10 protein-coding genes, 2 tRNA genes and 1 rRNA gene are annotated in these 15,285 nt (G+C 53.1%); 2 read left to right on the top strand and 11 right to left on the bottom strand.

What is annotated here, in order from left to right:
* Positions 1-371 precede the first annotated feature (371 nt).
* The 8 genes from H8711_RS11660 to H8711_RS11625 all read right to left on the bottom strand — a co-directional run bounded on the left by H8711_RS11660 (position 372) and on the right by H8711_RS11625 (position 12,730).
* On the bottom strand, positions 372-2,144 hold the full coding sequence (locus H8711_RS11660; RefSeq protein ID WP_249283621.1) for a S1C family serine protease: 1,773 nt from the start codon (positions 2,142-2,144) through the stop codon (positions 372-374).
* 142 nt (positions 2,145-2,286) lie between these two features.
* Positions 2,287-3,750: a HAMP domain-containing sensor histidine kinase gene (locus H8711_RS11655; RefSeq protein WP_249283623.1), complete on the bottom strand. Its 1,464-nt coding sequence runs from the start codon at positions 3,748-3,750 to the stop codon at positions 2,287-2,289.
* A gap of 106 nt (positions 3,751-3,856) precedes the next feature.
* Complete coding sequence (locus H8711_RS11650; protein WP_249283620.1) at positions 3,857-4,549, bottom strand: response regulator transcription factor; 693 nt, start codon at positions 4,547-4,549, stop codon at positions 3,857-3,859.
* 493 nt (positions 4,550-5,042) lie between these two features.
* Positions 5,043-8,426 carry a DEAD/DEAH box helicase family protein gene (locus H8711_RS11645; RefSeq protein WP_249283619.1) on the bottom strand — a complete coding sequence of 1,128 codons (3,384 nt, stop codon included), beginning with the start codon at positions 8,424-8,426 and terminating at the stop codon, positions 5,043-5,045.
* A 28-nt stretch (positions 8,427-8,454) separates the two neighbouring features.
* On the bottom strand, positions 8,455-8,829 hold the full coding sequence (locus tag H8711_RS11640; RefSeq protein WP_249283618.1) for a hypothetical protein: 375 nt from the start codon (positions 8,827-8,829) through the stop codon (positions 8,455-8,457).
* A gap of 32 nt (positions 8,830-8,861) precedes the next feature.
* The gene (locus H8711_RS14240; RefSeq protein WP_249283617.1) at positions 8,862-10,001 is read right to left on the bottom strand and encodes a restriction endonuclease subunit S; all 1,140 of its coding nucleotides are present in this window, start codon (positions 9,999-10,001) and stop codon (positions 8,862-8,864) included.
* Positions 9,998-11,533 (bottom strand): class I SAM-dependent DNA methyltransferase, encoded by a 1,536-nt coding sequence (locus tag H8711_RS11630; protein ID WP_249283616.1) that lies wholly within the window; start codon positions 11,531-11,533, stop codon positions 9,998-10,000. Before H8711_RS11630 ends, H8711_RS14240 begins: the two co-directional genes overlap by 4 nt.
* 21 nt (positions 11,534-11,554) lie before the next feature.
* Positions 11,555-12,730 carry a restriction endonuclease subunit S gene (locus H8711_RS11625; protein ID WP_249283622.1) on the bottom strand — a complete coding sequence of 392 codons (1,176 nt, stop codon included), beginning with the start codon at positions 12,728-12,730 and terminating at the stop codon, positions 11,555-11,557.
* A gap of 459 nt (positions 12,731-13,189) precedes the next feature.
* On the opposite strand from H8711_RS11625, the gene ychF reads away from it, so the two are divergent.
* Together ychF and H8711_RS11615 are read left to right on the top strand one after the other, a co-directional pair.
* Positions 13,190-14,287 carry a redox-regulated ATPase YchF gene (gene ychF / locus H8711_RS11620; RefSeq protein ID WP_249283615.1) on the top strand — a complete coding sequence of 366 codons (1,098 nt, stop codon included), beginning with the start codon at positions 13,190-13,192 and terminating at the stop codon, positions 14,285-14,287.
* 88 nt (positions 14,288-14,375) lie between these two features.
* Positions 14,376-14,915 (top strand): glycosyl-4,4'-diaponeurosporenoate acyltransferase CrtO family protein, encoded by a 540-nt coding sequence (locus H8711_RS11615; RefSeq protein WP_249283614.1) that lies wholly within the window; start codon positions 14,376-14,378, stop codon positions 14,913-14,915.
* 9 nt (positions 14,916-14,924) lie between these two features.
* Here the strand turns inward: H8711_RS11615 and H8711_RS11610 are convergent.
* The 3 genes from H8711_RS11610 to H8711_RS11600 form a co-directional block, all read right to left on the bottom strand.
* Positions 14,925-15,000, bottom strand: a tRNA-Asn gene (locus H8711_RS11610).
* A gap of 52 nt (positions 15,001-15,052) precedes the next feature.
* Positions 15,053-15,169: ribosomal RNA gene (gene rrf, locus H8711_RS11605) — 5S ribosomal RNA — on the bottom strand.
* Positions 15,170-15,195: 26 nt separating this feature from the next.
* Positions 15,196-15,270, bottom strand: a tRNA-Glu gene (locus tag H8711_RS11600).
* Positions 15,271-15,285: the final 15 nt, after the last annotated feature.

Here is a 15,285-nt window from a genome sequence, read left to right as displayed (position 1 = left end):
AATTGGTGACCGAATCCGCGTACATAATCACCTTGCCCTGGGCGTTGCGCGCGGCGCGGCCAATCGTCTGAATCAGCGAAGTCTGCCCTTCGAGGGACAGAACGCACAGTGGGCCGCGGAAATGTTTTTCCGCGACCCTATGAAAAGCACGGGCGCCGGCAAAGGGCTCTTCACGGGCCGGGCGGCGAGGCCGGCCTCACCGCCGCGGCCACCCTTTGCCGCCCGCGCGTGTTTTCATAAGCATACTATGCGCTTCGCCGCCGCCCGGCGACTGGTCCGGACAGGCCGCCGCCGGGTACAAAACGGGGGCGGACAACCTGCCCACCCCTTTTGCATCGGGAAAACCCGCCCGATCGGTCAAATTATCAGCCTTAACGGAAAAACGGGAAATTATAATATTGGTTGCCGCCCTGCTCCTGCTGTTGCCCCTGCTGCCCTGGTACGGTCTGCTGGGTTGTGGCCTCGTCGTCGCCGGTGTCCTCCATCAGTGCGATGGTGACCTCAAAGGTGGTGTCCGGCTTGCCGCTGGTGCGGCGGAACACGGTGAGCGTGACCTTATCGCCGGGCTTAAAGTTTTTGAGGTAGTCGCGCAGGTCGCCCAGCGAGGTGATCGAATTGCCGTCGATCTTGGAGATGATGTCCCCCGCGATAACCCCTTTGCTGGCGATATCGCTGCCCGCATCGGTGCTGGCCACCATGATGCCGGTGGGCACGTTGTTATAGCGCGCCAGCGTCTCATCGATCACGAGGTTGGTGGTGATGCCCAGCTTGACGCGGCCGGTGACCCGCCCGTTGGCGATCAGGTCGTCGATGATCGGCTTGGCCTCGGAGATGGGGATGGCAAAGCCCAGCCCCTCGTACTCGGTCGAGGCGATCTTGGAGGAGTTGATGCCGACCACCTGGCCGTATTCATTGACCAGCGCGCCGCCCGAGTTGCCCGGGTTGATGGCCGCGTCGGTCTGGATGCAGTTCATGGTGTAGCCGCCGTCGCTGTTCTTGATCGGGCGGTTGACGCCGGAGATGATGCCCTTGGTGACCGAGCTCGCGAGCTCCAGGCCGCCCGGGTTGCCGATGGCGACCACATCCTCGCCCACCTCGAGCTGGTTGGAATCGCCGAATTCAGCCGGGGTGAGGTTGCTCGCTTCGATCTTGATGACCGCGAGGTCGGTGCTGTCGTCGCTGCCGATCAGGCGCGCGTCATATTCCTCGCCGTTATAAAGGACCACCTTCATACCCGTCGCGCCCGATACCACATGCGCGTTGGTGATGATGTACCCGTCGCTCGACATGATGATGCCCGATCCCTCCTGGGTGACGATGGCGCTGCCGTTCCCGTAGAACATGTTGCCCATGCTGTTGGTGTAAACCACCACGCCCACCACCGAGGGCTGCACCTTGGCCGCAATCTGGCGGGTGGTCAGGCTGCCGTCCGCCGCGACCGGGTCGCTCACCTGGGGGATGTCGTTGATGTTGATGCCGGGCAGGTTGCTTTCCGGCTGGGAGCCGGTCTGCGACGACTGGGGCGTAGCCGCGCCGCCGTCGATTAGGTTCCACACGCCGTAGCCCGCGAAGCCCACCATCGTAATCATCAGCACCGAGCAGGCGATGGCGGTGAACACCATCACGCCCTTGTGCTTCTTCTTACCCTGCTTTTTTGGCGGCTGGTTGTCATAGTCCGCGAAGTTCCATTTATACTGGTCCGCGCCCGGCTGCTTCTGGCCCGGCTGCTGGAAGCCCGCCCCGTTGAACTGGCTGTACCCGCTGTAATTGCTGCCGTAGCTGCTCGCACCGTAGGCGTTGCGGCTGTTCTGGCCCGCCTGCGGCCCGTTCGACCAGCCGGTGCGGGGGTTGTATTGGCTGTAATAGGGGTTCTGCTGCCAGCCCGCGTTGCTGCCAACCGTCTTGTTGGGGTCGTCCGCGGCTTGGGCGGTGCGGGGCGCTTCGGCCTCGCCGGTTGCTTCGGCCGCTCCGCTGTCTGCGGCAGGCGCGGCGGCCTCGGTTTTTGCAGCGGTCTCGCCGAATTCGGGCACCGCCTCCTGCGCGGCCGCCTCGGCGCTGTTGTTCTCTGCGGCCGGTTCCTCCGGGCGGCTGTCGGCCTCCGGCTCGTTTGGGTTGGGGGTGCGGTTCTCATAGAAATCAGACATATCAGTAAACCTCCTCAGGTGAAATCCTGTTTGTTCTTGTCTATGGGCTTATTATATCGACAAAATATGAAGTAAAAATAAACGTCTTTTAAAAAGATTCGGCATCTTTTATGATCGTTCTGTGTTATTTTTGGCCCATCTGTTACGCACCGGCCCCCGCCTTGCGCGCCGCCGGCTTGGGCGGCGTGGCGGTGGGCAGGGTAAACTCGAACTCACAGTATTCGCCCTCGACACTGCGCACGATGATATCGCCGGAATGCAGGTTGATGATGGTGCGCACGATATGCAGCCCCAGACCCACGCCGTTTTTGTCCAGGCTGCGCGAGCGGTCGGACTTATAAAACTTTTCAAACACGTGCGGGATCTCCTCTTTGGGGATGCCGTCGCCCGAATTCTTGATGCTCACATGGGTGAAGCCGCCCTCCACCTTGTAATCGAACTCGATGTAGCCGCCCTCGTTGACGAACTTGACCGCGTTATCCACCAGATTGTATACCACCTGATGGATGAGGTCCGGGTCGGCGCTGACCATCAGTTTATCCTGATCGAGGCCGCGAATCTCCAGCCGCTTCTCCTCGATCTTCTGCTCAAAGGTGAACACCGTGGTGCACACCGTCTCGTTGATATCGAAATCCTGCGGCGCAATTTTCATCTCGCCCGATTCCATGCGCGCGATGCCCAGCATCGAGCGCACCAGCCGCGCCAGGCGCTTCACCTCGTCGGACACGGTGCGCAGGTATTTGTCGCGCTTATCCTCGGGGATGGTGCCGTCTAGGATGCCGTCGATGAAACCGCCGATGGTGGTCATGGGGGTTTTGAGCTCGTGCGACACATTGCCGATGAAACTGCGGCGCACCTGCTCAGTGCTGGCGAGGTTCTGCGCCATGTTGTTGAACGCGATGGCGAGCTGGCCCACCTCGTCGTAGCTGGTCACCGGCACCCGCACGGTGAAGTCGCCCTTAGAAAAGCTCTGCGTCGCGCCCACCATCTCGCGCAGCGGCCGCACCATGCGCGAGGTGACGAAGTAGATCACGATAAAGCTGATGACGATGACCGCCAACGAGCTGATGGCGAACATGTTGAGGATCTCCATCAGGAAGTGCTGCTGGCCCGCCGCCGTGGAGGAGACGAAGATGTACGCCACCACCTGGCCGGTCGGGTGGTAGAGCGGCACCCCGACCGTGTAGTAATTTTCCTGATAGATGCCGCCGAGCTTGCCCATCTCCTTATACTTCCCGTCGCGCAGCACCTGCTGCCGCACCTCCTCGGGCACCGTATATGTAAAATGGCTGCATCCCGAGGTATCGGTGCAAAGCAGGGTTTTGCCCTGCACATCGGTCAAAAAGATGGTCGCGTCGATCGCGTCGCCCAGGATGCCGTACCCGGTTTGCAGGGTGTAGGAGTTCACCTCGGTGTAATTGTTGCGCTTGTACTCCTCCTGCGTGAGGGCCAGCGCCTGGTTGGCGTTGCGCAGCAGCAGCTTCTGCTTATCCATTTTAAAGTACTGGGCGGCAAATACCAGCAGGATCGCCCCCAAGATGGTGATGCTCGCGAGGATGATCGCGGAGCAGATGGTGAAATATTTAGAAAGCAAGCTCTTTTGCATGCCGATCAACTCAAATCCTTCTCAAAAATTTCAGGGGCCGCGCCCCGCCTGGGGGCGCGGCCCTCGCTCCAATCAAAACATATCCCTGTGCCAGGGCCCGGCCCGGTCACTCCTTGACTTCAAACTTGTAGCCCACGCCCCACACGGTTTTGAGCGACCACTTGTCCGAAACGCCCTCCAGCTTTTCGCGCAGGCGCTTCACATGCACATCCACGGTGCGGCTGTCGCCGTAATATTCAAAGCCCCACACCTCGTCGAGCAGCTGGTCGCGGGTGTAAACCCGGTTGGGGTTGCTGGCCAGATGGAACAGCAGCTCCAGCTCCTTGGGCGGGGTGTCCACCACCTTGCCGTCCACCTTGAGCTCGTACTTGGTCATGTTGACCACCAGCTTGTCGTAGGAGACCTCCTTGACGTTGTTCTCCGCCGAGTTCTTGCCGGTGCGGCGCATCACCGCCTTGATGCGCGCCACAATCTCCTTGGCATCGAACGGCTTCACCACGTAATCGTCCGCGCCCAGCTCCAGGCCGAGCACCTTGTCGAACGTCTCGCCCTTGGCCGTCACCATGATAATCGGCACCTCGGACTTTTTGCGGATTTCCCGGCAGACCTGCCATCCGTCCAGTTTGGGCATCATCACATCCAGCAGCAGGATGTCCGGCGTCTCCGCCTGAAATTTGGCCAGCGCCTCCTCGCCGTCGTTTGCGAGGGTCACCGCATAGCCCTCTTTTTCAAGGTAAAGCCGCAGCAGCTCGCAGATATTTTTGTCGTCGTCCGCAACCAATATTTTACCTATTGCCATGATCCATTCCTCCTCAAATACACGTCCGCAAAAGGGAAGCAGCATCTGTCATTTTTCGGGGCGGCGCACAGTCCGCCCCACATTAGTTCTATTATACCGCAAACCTTGGTGGAGAAGTGAAAATTTTATAAATCTTTTCCCAAGATATCTTGAACAGCACCCCCCTCCTTGTTAAAACCACTTGTCGGTTCGGCCGTTTGGCTGTATAATAAGTTGTTAGACGGATCGCTTCGGCGTCCATTATCGTTTGAAAGGATCATCAAGCTATGAAACTGGGAATCGGAACAAGCGAGCTTAATTTCATAACCTCTCAAAAGTCCATAAAGCCCGATAGTCAGTGGATTCCTCCAACTTTCAGTAACATAAAACACCATGCCACTCCATAAAGCTCTATGCTGGAATGATGTAAAAATGGTGTAGAACACAAGTAAAACATTTGGAGAAAAAGGGCCATGTAACATAAAAAGGGAGAGGATATATCCTCTCCCTTTCTCTATGCCCCCACATGGATAGCGTTCTCTTTGATCTGTGTAATGACTTGTACAAGCTGCGTCTGGGTTCTGGAATCAAACAGTTTGATAAAGCCCACCGGTTTATCAAAGGGAGGGTTCATCAAATCGGCCATATTTTCCATATACCCATTTTGCTCTATGTACCCAATCACCTTGTGAACAAATGCAATCTGGCTCTGATTCAAAGATTGGTCATTGATGAACTGAGAAAACGCAGCCATAGCAGCTTCGTGATCCAACTTGGCAATTCTGCGGATCAGAAGACCAAAAGGGGTATCACCATATTCCCGCTGATAGTCCTCTTTGGTTCCCAGTTCTTGGGTGAACACACGCTCCAGTTCCCGATAGTCGCCAGAGGCCAAAGGAATATTGTGAGTGAGCTTGTAAATGGCTAAGGTATCGCCATGCTCGTTCACATAGCGGTTCACTTTCAACCGGTAATCCTCAAAATCATAGGCTGGGCCCAAAAGCTGGCCCTCCTTTTCAAAGACGACCGGATCAGCCAAATTGGTGATAATAGGCGGCTTCACGCCGTTACCGTCTTCTAAAAATTTAATTAAAGAGCGCAGTTCTCCCCGCGCCTGTTCTAAACGAAGAATACTGAAATTTTCCCAGAATTCCTCTTCTTGAATGGATTGGAGCAACGGCAAAACTGCCTTGACCTGGGGAATGCTCGCCTTTTTCATCAGCGCACCAACAAGGTCGCAAAGCTGCCTTTTTGCGTATGAAAAACGGGAGGATACCTCCAATGCAGCCAGCATCATGCCATAGATAAAGTTGTCAAATCGCTTCGCCATTTCATCGGCGTCATCCATAAAAACGAGCGGAGCGAGATATGTTGTCAGCTCCCCCTTATCCGTCTCGCTCAGAGCAGCATAAGCTGAAGCCTCCTTGTACTTTTCCACATAACGGAGTTTCAGCCTGACCGCAACCAGCTCCGGATTCAGTGCCGTCACCTGCGTGCGGCACCCCTCTATCAATTCAGCCCGAAAATCCTGGTGATCTTGATCTGCATAGTTTCCCTCTTGCAACAGAGCAATGAGACGAACTTTTTTGGAGAAGATTGCCTCGGAAAGAGACTTCACCTCGCTGCCCTGAAACTCCTTTTCTTTTTCCCGGAAAAACTCAAAGTTACCGCAGTAGTCAAAGATGAGAAAGCGGCGCTTATCGGTATAGGAACCGTCCATCCCATCCACACATTCCAATCCTTTACACAAGCGAGTACCACGCCCGATCATCTGCCAAAACTTGGTTTTGGAGCGGACCTTCTTGAAAAACACCAGATTAACACATTCCGGTACATCAATTCCGGTATCCATCATATCTACCGAAACAACAATGTGCGGCTCCTTTTCCGGCTGTTTAAAGTCATCGATGATGGTTTGTGCATAAGAATCATCACAGATGACCCGCTGTGCAAAATTGCCTTTCAGATGGGGATACAGCTTGTCAAACCGGTTTAGGATAAACTCGGCATGGCGTTTGTTCTGGGCGAAGATGATGCTCTTGCCAATGCGATCACCGCCCGCCACCTTGATGCCCCGCTCCATCAAATCCTGGAGTACCCGGTCCACTGTCTGCTCGTTAAAAATGAATTTGTTGAGCTTCTCCGACGGGATAAAAACCGGCATGGCCCCGTCATCTTCGGTGAAATCCTCCTCATAACGGGCCTTGTCCGCTTCGGAGAGGGTGTCGTAGTAAATCCCCTTTTCCTCTTCAAATTTAGTGGTGATCTCAAAGTTGTAGTAGGGTACCAGAACATGGTCGGTATAGACGGCGGTTTCATAATCGTAGGCATAGGTAGGAACCCCATGCTCCATTTCAAAGAAATCATAGGTGTTCCGGTCCACATCAGTTTTCGGCGTGGCCGTCAATCCCACGAGAATGGCGTCAAAATACTCAAAAATCGCCCGGTACTTTTTGAAAATGCTGCGATGGCTTTCGTCAATGATAATCAAATCAAAATGCGCCGGGGTGAATAGCTTTTGCCCGTCCTCCGTTTTGGTGTTATCAATGGCGTTCAGCATGGTGGGATAGGTGGAAAAGACAATGCGGGCGTTGCGGTCATCTTTGCCGGAAAGCAGATTGCAAAGCGACATATCCGGCAGATAGTTCTTAAAATCGTCCCGAGCCTGCTTGACCAGTGCTGTGCGGTCTGCCAAAAACAAGATGTTCGTCACATACCCGGCCCGGCTGAGGACATCTGTCAGACTGGAAGCGGTCCGAGTCTTACCCGTACCGGTGGCCATCACCAACAGGTTTTTGCGGTAGCCCTTGGCAATATTGCCGCATACCGCTCGGATGGCCTCTTTTTGATAATACCGGTCGGTAATCCGGTCATCAATGGGGATTTCCTCCAGATTTTTTCGTTCCTCCCGGCGGTTCATCAGCTTTTGCAAATCGGATTTGCTGAAAATTCCGCTGACCTGGCGCTGGGGAGCGGTTTTGTCATCCCAAAAGTAGGTTTCAAAGCCGTTGGTGGTGAACATCATGGGGCGGCGGCCAAACTTTTTCTCCAGGCAATCAGCATAGAGCGCCGCCTGCCTGCGGCCGCTGTTGGGGTCTTTGCCGGTGCGCTTGGCCTCTACCACGGCCAACGGAAGGCCGTCCTTGCCAAACAGCACATAATCCGCTTTCCCCTTTTGGCCGGGTTTGCCCGCCATCCCCTCCACCGGGTACTCCTGCCAAACATCAGCCTCTGTACCGTCAAGCTGCCACCCCGTCATTTTGAGATCCAGGTCGATATACCGCTGGCGGGTGGCATACTCGGAAAGATCCCCGGCGGCAAAATGGCGCTGGGCCTGGTGCGTCTGCTTCCCCGCCGTATACTGGGCGGAAAGGGCCTCGATCCGCTTTTGCAGCCGCTCGATCTCGGATTCTTTCTGCGCCAAAAGGCTCTGCTGTTCCTTGATTTTTTGAGTATCCACTGCAATCTGCTCGTCCGGGACAGCCTGTTCATCAAAAAAGCGTTCCTCGTATTGGGCGCCATAGCAGTAGTCAATCCACTGGATCAATTCAAACAGGCTTTTCAGGGAAAGGAGGGCGTCGCCTTTCTGCACCGCCCGCTCGGTATGTACGGCCAGATTGCCCAGCTTCACCACAAAGGGCAGCTTTGCCCAGGTTTGGGAGTCCAGCGCAAAGCGGAAGGTAGGCTCGTGAATGAGGGATTGCAGGTTGTCCTGATAGGGCGTCCTCATGGTGTTATCTGCGGCATAGACCCACTTGACCGCAAGTTCCAACGCCTTGCGGCAGCCCACGGCACACATAGCGGGGGATGCGGAAAAGACCCTCTCGGCCTCGATGCAGGCCGGGGCAAAGAGGGCGTATTCCATTTTATCTTTTAAAAAAGAGAAGTTTGACACCATTTCTCCTCCCATTCTCATGGTTGCTATTTTAGGCTCTTCTACCTAATTCTTTTGCTATACGTTTGATTTGCTCAATAAACGCATCTGTTTCACGGCGGCCTTTTATACTCTTTTGAGGTGTAGATGCCCAACGATAAATCTGTTCAATACTTCCATACCCTCGACCGAATATTTTTGCAAACTTGACACAATTTGCAACTGTTGAGGCGTCGTTAAGAATCAGCATCAATTCAGCATCTTTCCATGGTTTTCCGCTGTTTGGTTTCTCCCTTAAATCATCCCTGTCGCGTTGATAATCAAAAACGAGCTTTTCTATGTACTGCACTTTTTCTTCATGAGTCATCCCTTCAATATCGGTATCAAAAAGTTCATATACCTTTGCCTTAAATTCCGATTTTTTCATGGGCTGCATCTCCTTTAATCACTCTATTTTAATTACCCAAAATACTGCTGCATCAGCGCCTTTTTCAGCGTTTCCAGCGTTTCAAGGCTTTTTTGAATAGCCAATTTTGATTTGTCGGTCTGCTCAACGAAAGCGATAAATGTATCCTGCAACTCGACTGGCGGCACTATCAGACGTAGTGTGTTAATCGAATTAAAATTCAGTCCAGCTTTAACCGCACTTTGGTTTTTGGATTGGAACTGTTCTCTACCTGCATCGCTTTCCATGTAATATGCTACATACAAAGGCCGTACATATGCCTGATTCAATCGTATACAAGTTAAATGTTGATTTATGTACCCACCATAATCGGCAATTTCCTTGGTTACGATACCAGTTCGACCTAAGTCCGCAGTAATGCTAATCAGGAGGTCTCCTTCTTGCACCCTAGTACGCTTTGCCTCCGCATTATCCGGCGGGACAATGTATTGTACATCATCAAGCGTTATCCGGCAGTTTTTTACATTCTTGATTGTAATGAAGTATTCTCCTTCATCAGTAAAGTACTTCGCCCACCCCCGCGATCCTGAAGTAAGAAACCGAATATATTTTGATAATTCATAAACAGGCCACTTCTTCGGATTTGTCATTGGCTCCCCAAACAGTTCGATAAAGCGGGATTTGACCAATTCATCCAGCTTGTCCAGCTGATGGTGGCGCTTGGCAATGAGGTCGCTGACCTTGTCCAAAGTGGCAGCAATCCGCCGCTGTTCTTCCATTGGGCGAAGATTGATTGGAAATTTTCCGAGATCGGATAGCTTCAAATTATCTCTAACACTGCCAGTTGCATATTCCTTGATAAAGGATAGCATTATGTCACTTTTAAGGTAGTGAAGGAGATACTGCTGGTCGAGCCGGTCGGAAACACTAAAAACAATATAAAGAGGACTGACAATAACTCTGGCCTCGTATTTCTGCCAATCTATAGACCCTACATTGATACGAGAAGGGTTATATGCAAAATACCCCTTCGGAACAATTTTATATGTTGATTTATCCTTACTGGCAACTTCTTTGCTAAAGTATCCAGTACAGAACCCTTTTTCATTTGTCACGCTGTAAACGGGAATATCCTCATTAGACTTATTGCGGACAGAATATTCAGAGATCACCTCTTCAATTTTTATAATCACAACATCTCCTCCAGCTCCGCCAGCCCTTCGGTGATCTCCAGCTCCAGCTCGTGCAGGTCTGCCATAATCTCAGCGGTCGAAGGATATTCCACCGGCACATACTCCACCTTTTTGTACTTGTTGATGGAAAGGTCATAGTTATTTCCGGCAATCTCCTCTTTTGGCACCAGAAAACTCTGCTCGGTGCGCTGGCGGCCGGCTTCCTTGTCCAAATGGCGGAACCGCTCGATGATGTCGGGGATGTCGTTTTCCTGGGTCTCACTGCGCTTGTCGTCCAGGGAAAAACCGTCGGCCTTCATATCGTAAAACCACACGTTTTCCGTACCGCCTGCGCCGGTTTTGGTGAACACCAGCACCGCGGTGGAAACCCCGGCATAGGGCTTGAACACGCCGGAGGGCATGGAGATCACCGCTTGAAGCTGGTGATTCTCCACCAACTCCCTGCGGATGGCCTGGTGGGCCTTGGAGGAACCGAACAACACCCCATCCGGCACGATGCAAGCGCACCGGCCGCCCTTCTTGAGCAGCCGCAGGAACAGCGCCAAAAACAGCAGCTCGGTTTTCTTGGTGTTGGTGACAGCCTTGAGGTTGTCGTGAATGCTCTCGGCGTCCACCGTGCCCTTAAAGGGCGGGTTTGCCAGCACCACATCAAACTGGCCGGCGATGTTGTTCTGCTTAGAAACGCTGTCCTTGTAGTCGATCTCCGGGTGGGTGATGGAATGGAGCATCAGGTTCATGGCAGAGATGCGCAGCATGGTGCGGTCGGTGTCAAAGCCGGTGAACATCTCCCCTGCAAAATGCTTCCACTGTTCCGGCGTCATGGTGGATTCAAACCGCCTGCGGACGGATTCCGCCGCAGACACCAAAAAGCCCGCTGTGCCACATGCGGGGTCGCAGATTTTATCATCCGGGGTGGGCGGCACCAGTTCCACCATCATCTCCCGGATATGCTTGGGAGTACGGAATTGGCCGTTTTGCCCGGCAGTGGAGAGTTTGCTGAGCATATACTCGTACAAATCTCCCTGCATATCCAATCCTGCCAGGTCGTGCTCATAAAGGTCCTCCAGGCCGGTGACAATTTTTTGCAGTACCTGCGGGGTGGGGATCAAAAACATGGCGTCCTCCATATAACGGGAGAAGGCCGTCACATCGGTGGATTTTTCATCAAAAGCTCCGTCATCCGGCTCGATGATATTTCCATCTGCATCCAGCTCCGGCAGCTTGCCGCCGCGCATCTGCTTGATAGCGGGGAACACCCGGCGGGAAAGGACGTCGAACATCTCCCGGGGGTCGCGCTCCTGAAAGCGGCTCCACCGCATGGCCTGTCCCTGTTCCGATTGCGGGAAAATTTTTTCGACCGGCTGGCCCGTCAGATTTTCAAAAGCCTCGTTCTCCAGCTCCTTCTCATCCAGCGAGCGAATAAACATCAAATAGGTGAGCTGCTCGATCACCGTCAAGGGATTGGTTATTCCCCCCGCCCAAATGTCCGTCCAAATTTTATCTACTTTATTCTTGATTGCCCCAGTTATCATGCTGCGTCTCCTTTCAGACTGTCATCCAAAATATTGTTGCATCAGTGCTTTTTTCAGCGTTTCCAGCGTTTCCAGGCTTTTTTGAATAGCTGCTTTTGATTTGTCGGTTTGCTCAACGAAGTCGGCAAATCGCTCTTGTAGCTCGATTGGGGGCACCATAATTGGTTGAATTCGCAAATCGGACAAGTTAATTTGCTGAAGTGTTGCACCTCTTGTATGTTCCTGTATATATCGCTGGCTTTCCTCAGTGTTGAGATACACATTAAGATACACGGGATTTGTTTTATTGCGATCATAGCGAATAACTGCAATGCCACGAGTTACATTCATTCCTCTAAATCGTGTATCGGTTAATGCTGTAACACCTGTTGTTCCTCGCACTGTAATAAGCAATTCATCGCCAGTTAGCTCGGTTTTTCTGAATCCGTCTCCAATAGAACGCTCTATGTACTTTATTGATGCTGTGGATATTTTCCCGTTCACCAAATCTACAGGGCGGAGGACACCCATATCACCAGTTCCATCATCGCCTGGCTGTACAATTCCGTAGGATAAGCCTGCACCTTCGGCTATAATATCAATTAAAGCTACATTGGAATAATTGCCCTCACCAAACATCTCGATAAAGCGGGATTTGACCAGTTCATCCAGCTTGGCAAGCTGCCGGCGGCGCTTGGCAATGAGGTCGCTGACCTTGTCCAGCACCGCCGCAATTTTGCACTGCTCGCCGAGGGAAGGCAGGGGACAGTTTTCATTCAAATATGATTTTACTTGCAAGTTGCGGATACCAGTGGTTTTATTCTGTAGCAAGTCTGTTTTTCCGGAATAGTGGAGATTCCACATAAAATAAAACACATATCTTGGAATGGCTATGGCTTGATTTACCCGCATTGCTTGGGTGAAATTATTGCACAAATATATACTCTCTTCAATAGATTCATCACAAAACACTACCCGGCCAACTGGTGTTTTTTCCGTTCCACCTGATTTCTCTAGGATAATGTCACCATAATGAAGTCTTTTCTTTTCGACTTTGGATTCATTGATACTTCGTACCACAATATCGTCATAATTGATTCTGCCTTGGGGTGTAAAATTAGTAGTCCGCAATACTTTGATGCCGATTTCATTTTCAGCACATTCACTGCCCCATTCACCAGTGATTTGGCATTCAAAAACATCCCTCAATCTCGCCATCACAGCATTTCCTCCAGCTCCGCCCAAATGTCCGTCCAAATTTTATCTACTTTATTCCTGATTGCCCCAGTTATCATGCTGCGTCTCCTCAATCTCTCAAAAATATCCACTAATCCAGTTTTATTATAGGATATTTTGACAGAATCCGCAATGCCCATAGTTTCTCAAACAAATCGGTACTAAAAAACTGGTCAAACGCAAAGAATTTGAGCAGTTCATCAGCAGTAAATTGATCATCTGAGATCACCTACACTCTTGAGAAAAAAAGGTCCACATGTTACAATATATGTTGTTGCATGGGGCCCTTTTCCCCTGACAAACCGAGCCTATGAACTATTGGAAAAAGTGTACGCAAACCGGCGCTACTGCAAAGAGGCGGAAACCTTATCTCAAACCATGGTGTAAAACCCGCTGTTCCATCACCAAAAAACCGCATAAACAAAGGAGATATGAGGATATATGAAATTAGGCATCGTAGGTCTGCCCAATGTGGGCAAAAGCACCTTGTTTAACGCTATCACCAACGCGGGCGCGGAGAGCGCCAACTACCCTTTCTGCACCATCGAGCCCAACGTGGGCGTCGTGGCGGTGCCCGACAAGCGCCTGGACAAGCTCGCGGAGATGTACGACCCGGACAAGTACACCCCTGCTGTCATCGAATTTGTGGACATCGCGGGCCTGGTCAAGGGCGCGTCCAAGGGCGAGGGGCTGGGCAACAAGTTTCTCGCCAACATCCGCGAGGTGGATGCGATCATCCATGTGGTGCGCTGCTTTGAAAGCACCGAAATCATCCATGTGGACGGCGAAATCGGCCCTGCGCGCGACATCGAGACCATCAATCTCGAGCTGATCTTCTCGGATATCGAGATCGTGCAGCGCCGGCTTGACAAGGCGCAAAAGGCCGCCAAGGCCGATAAAAAGATGTTGGGCGAGGTGGAGCTGCTCACCGATCTGCTGCACCACCTGGAGGAGGGCCGCAGCGCCCGCGCCTTTGCCGCAGATTCCGACGAGGCCGCAGCGATCCTCGCGGAGATCCCGCTGCTGTCGGGCAAGCCGGTGATCTATGTCGCCAACATGTGCGAGGACGACTTCATCAACAACATTGACACCAACCGCTTTTACAAGGAGGTCTGCGAAATCGCCGCCTCCGAGGGCGCTGCGGTGCTGCCCATCTGCGCCAAGATTGAGGAGGAGATCTCCGACATGGACAAGGAGGACAAGGCGATGTTCCTCGGCGAGCTGGGCCTCACCGAGTCCGGTCTCGACCGCCTCATCGTCAAGAGCTACGACCTGCTGGGCCTGATCTCCTTCCTCACCGCAGGCAAGCAGGAGGTGCGCGCCTGGACCATCAAGAAGGGCACCAAGGCACCCCAGGCGGCCGGCAAAATCCACTCCGACTTTGAGAAGGGCTTTATCCGCGCCGAGGTCATCGCCTATAACGACCTGATCGCCTGCGGCAGTATGGCCGCCGCCAAGGAGAAGGGCCTGGTGCGCAGCGAGGGGAAGGAATACGTCTTCCAGGACGGCGACGTGGTGCTGTTCCGGTTCAACGTTTGATGGGATAACAATTGATAACAGTCAGGCTCGAGGCGGCGCAATCCCCCCGGGCCTGTTTTCCTTTTCTGAAGAAATAGGGGGTGCGGCTATGACAGCCCTATGGATGACTCTCTTCAATACAGCGTTTTGGGTCGGCCTGCACTTTGGCACTGCCTTTATCATCACCGCCCTGCCGAAGCCGCTGCAAACGCGGATGTTCGACCCACAGCGGCCATTTTTCCGCGTGAAGGCGCGCGAAATGATCTTCTATCGGTCGATCCGGCTAAACCGTTGGAAAGACCGGCTGCCACAGTTCAACCGGGATTTTGACAAGCGGCATTTCCGTTCCGACTGGAACGCCGCCTATCTCGAGACCTTCCTTTTCAACACCTGCCGCGCGGAAATCATCCACGAAGCCATCGGCGTCTTGGGGTTTTTATCCCTGCTGTTCTGCCTGGCGGAAGAGCACCCCGCTGAATATCTACCTCTATACGGCTCGATCGCGGCGTTTTTCCTTCTGTGCAACCTGCCCTTCGCCCTGATCCAGCGCTACAACCGCTGCCGCCTGCTGCGGCTGCGCGAGCATACAGCGCGCTGCACAAGCCGCTTCGATTCGACGTACAAAAAAACAGGCCACCCGATTGGATGACCTGTTTTCTGGCTCCCCCTGTTGGACTCGAACCAACGACCCTGCGGTTAACAGCCGCATGCTCTACCAACTGAGCTAAGGAGGAATATAAAGCACGAAAGTCTGGATCTCAGAAAAGAGAAACAGACAAACGTGAGTGTCGGCATCGACCTATCTTCCCAGGCAGCTTCCCACCAAGTATTTTGGGCACCGCTGAGCTTAACTGCCGTGTTCGGTATGGGAACGGGTGGATCCTCAGCGTCATAAACACCGACTAAATTGAAAAAAGAACAAAAAAGAATGGTGACCCGTGCGGGAATCGAACCCGCGTTACCGGCGTGAGAGGCCGGTGTCTTAACCGCTTGACCAACGGGCCATGGTGCGCCATCAG

This window comes from Ligaoa zhengdingensis (genome assembly GCF_014384885.1).
GTDB lineage: Bacteria > Bacillota > Clostridia > Oscillospirales > Ruminococcaceae > Ligaoa > Ligaoa zhengdingensis.
The sequence above is the reverse complement of the archived record's forward strand: the minus strand, read 5'-3'. Positions and strand labels throughout refer to the sequence as shown.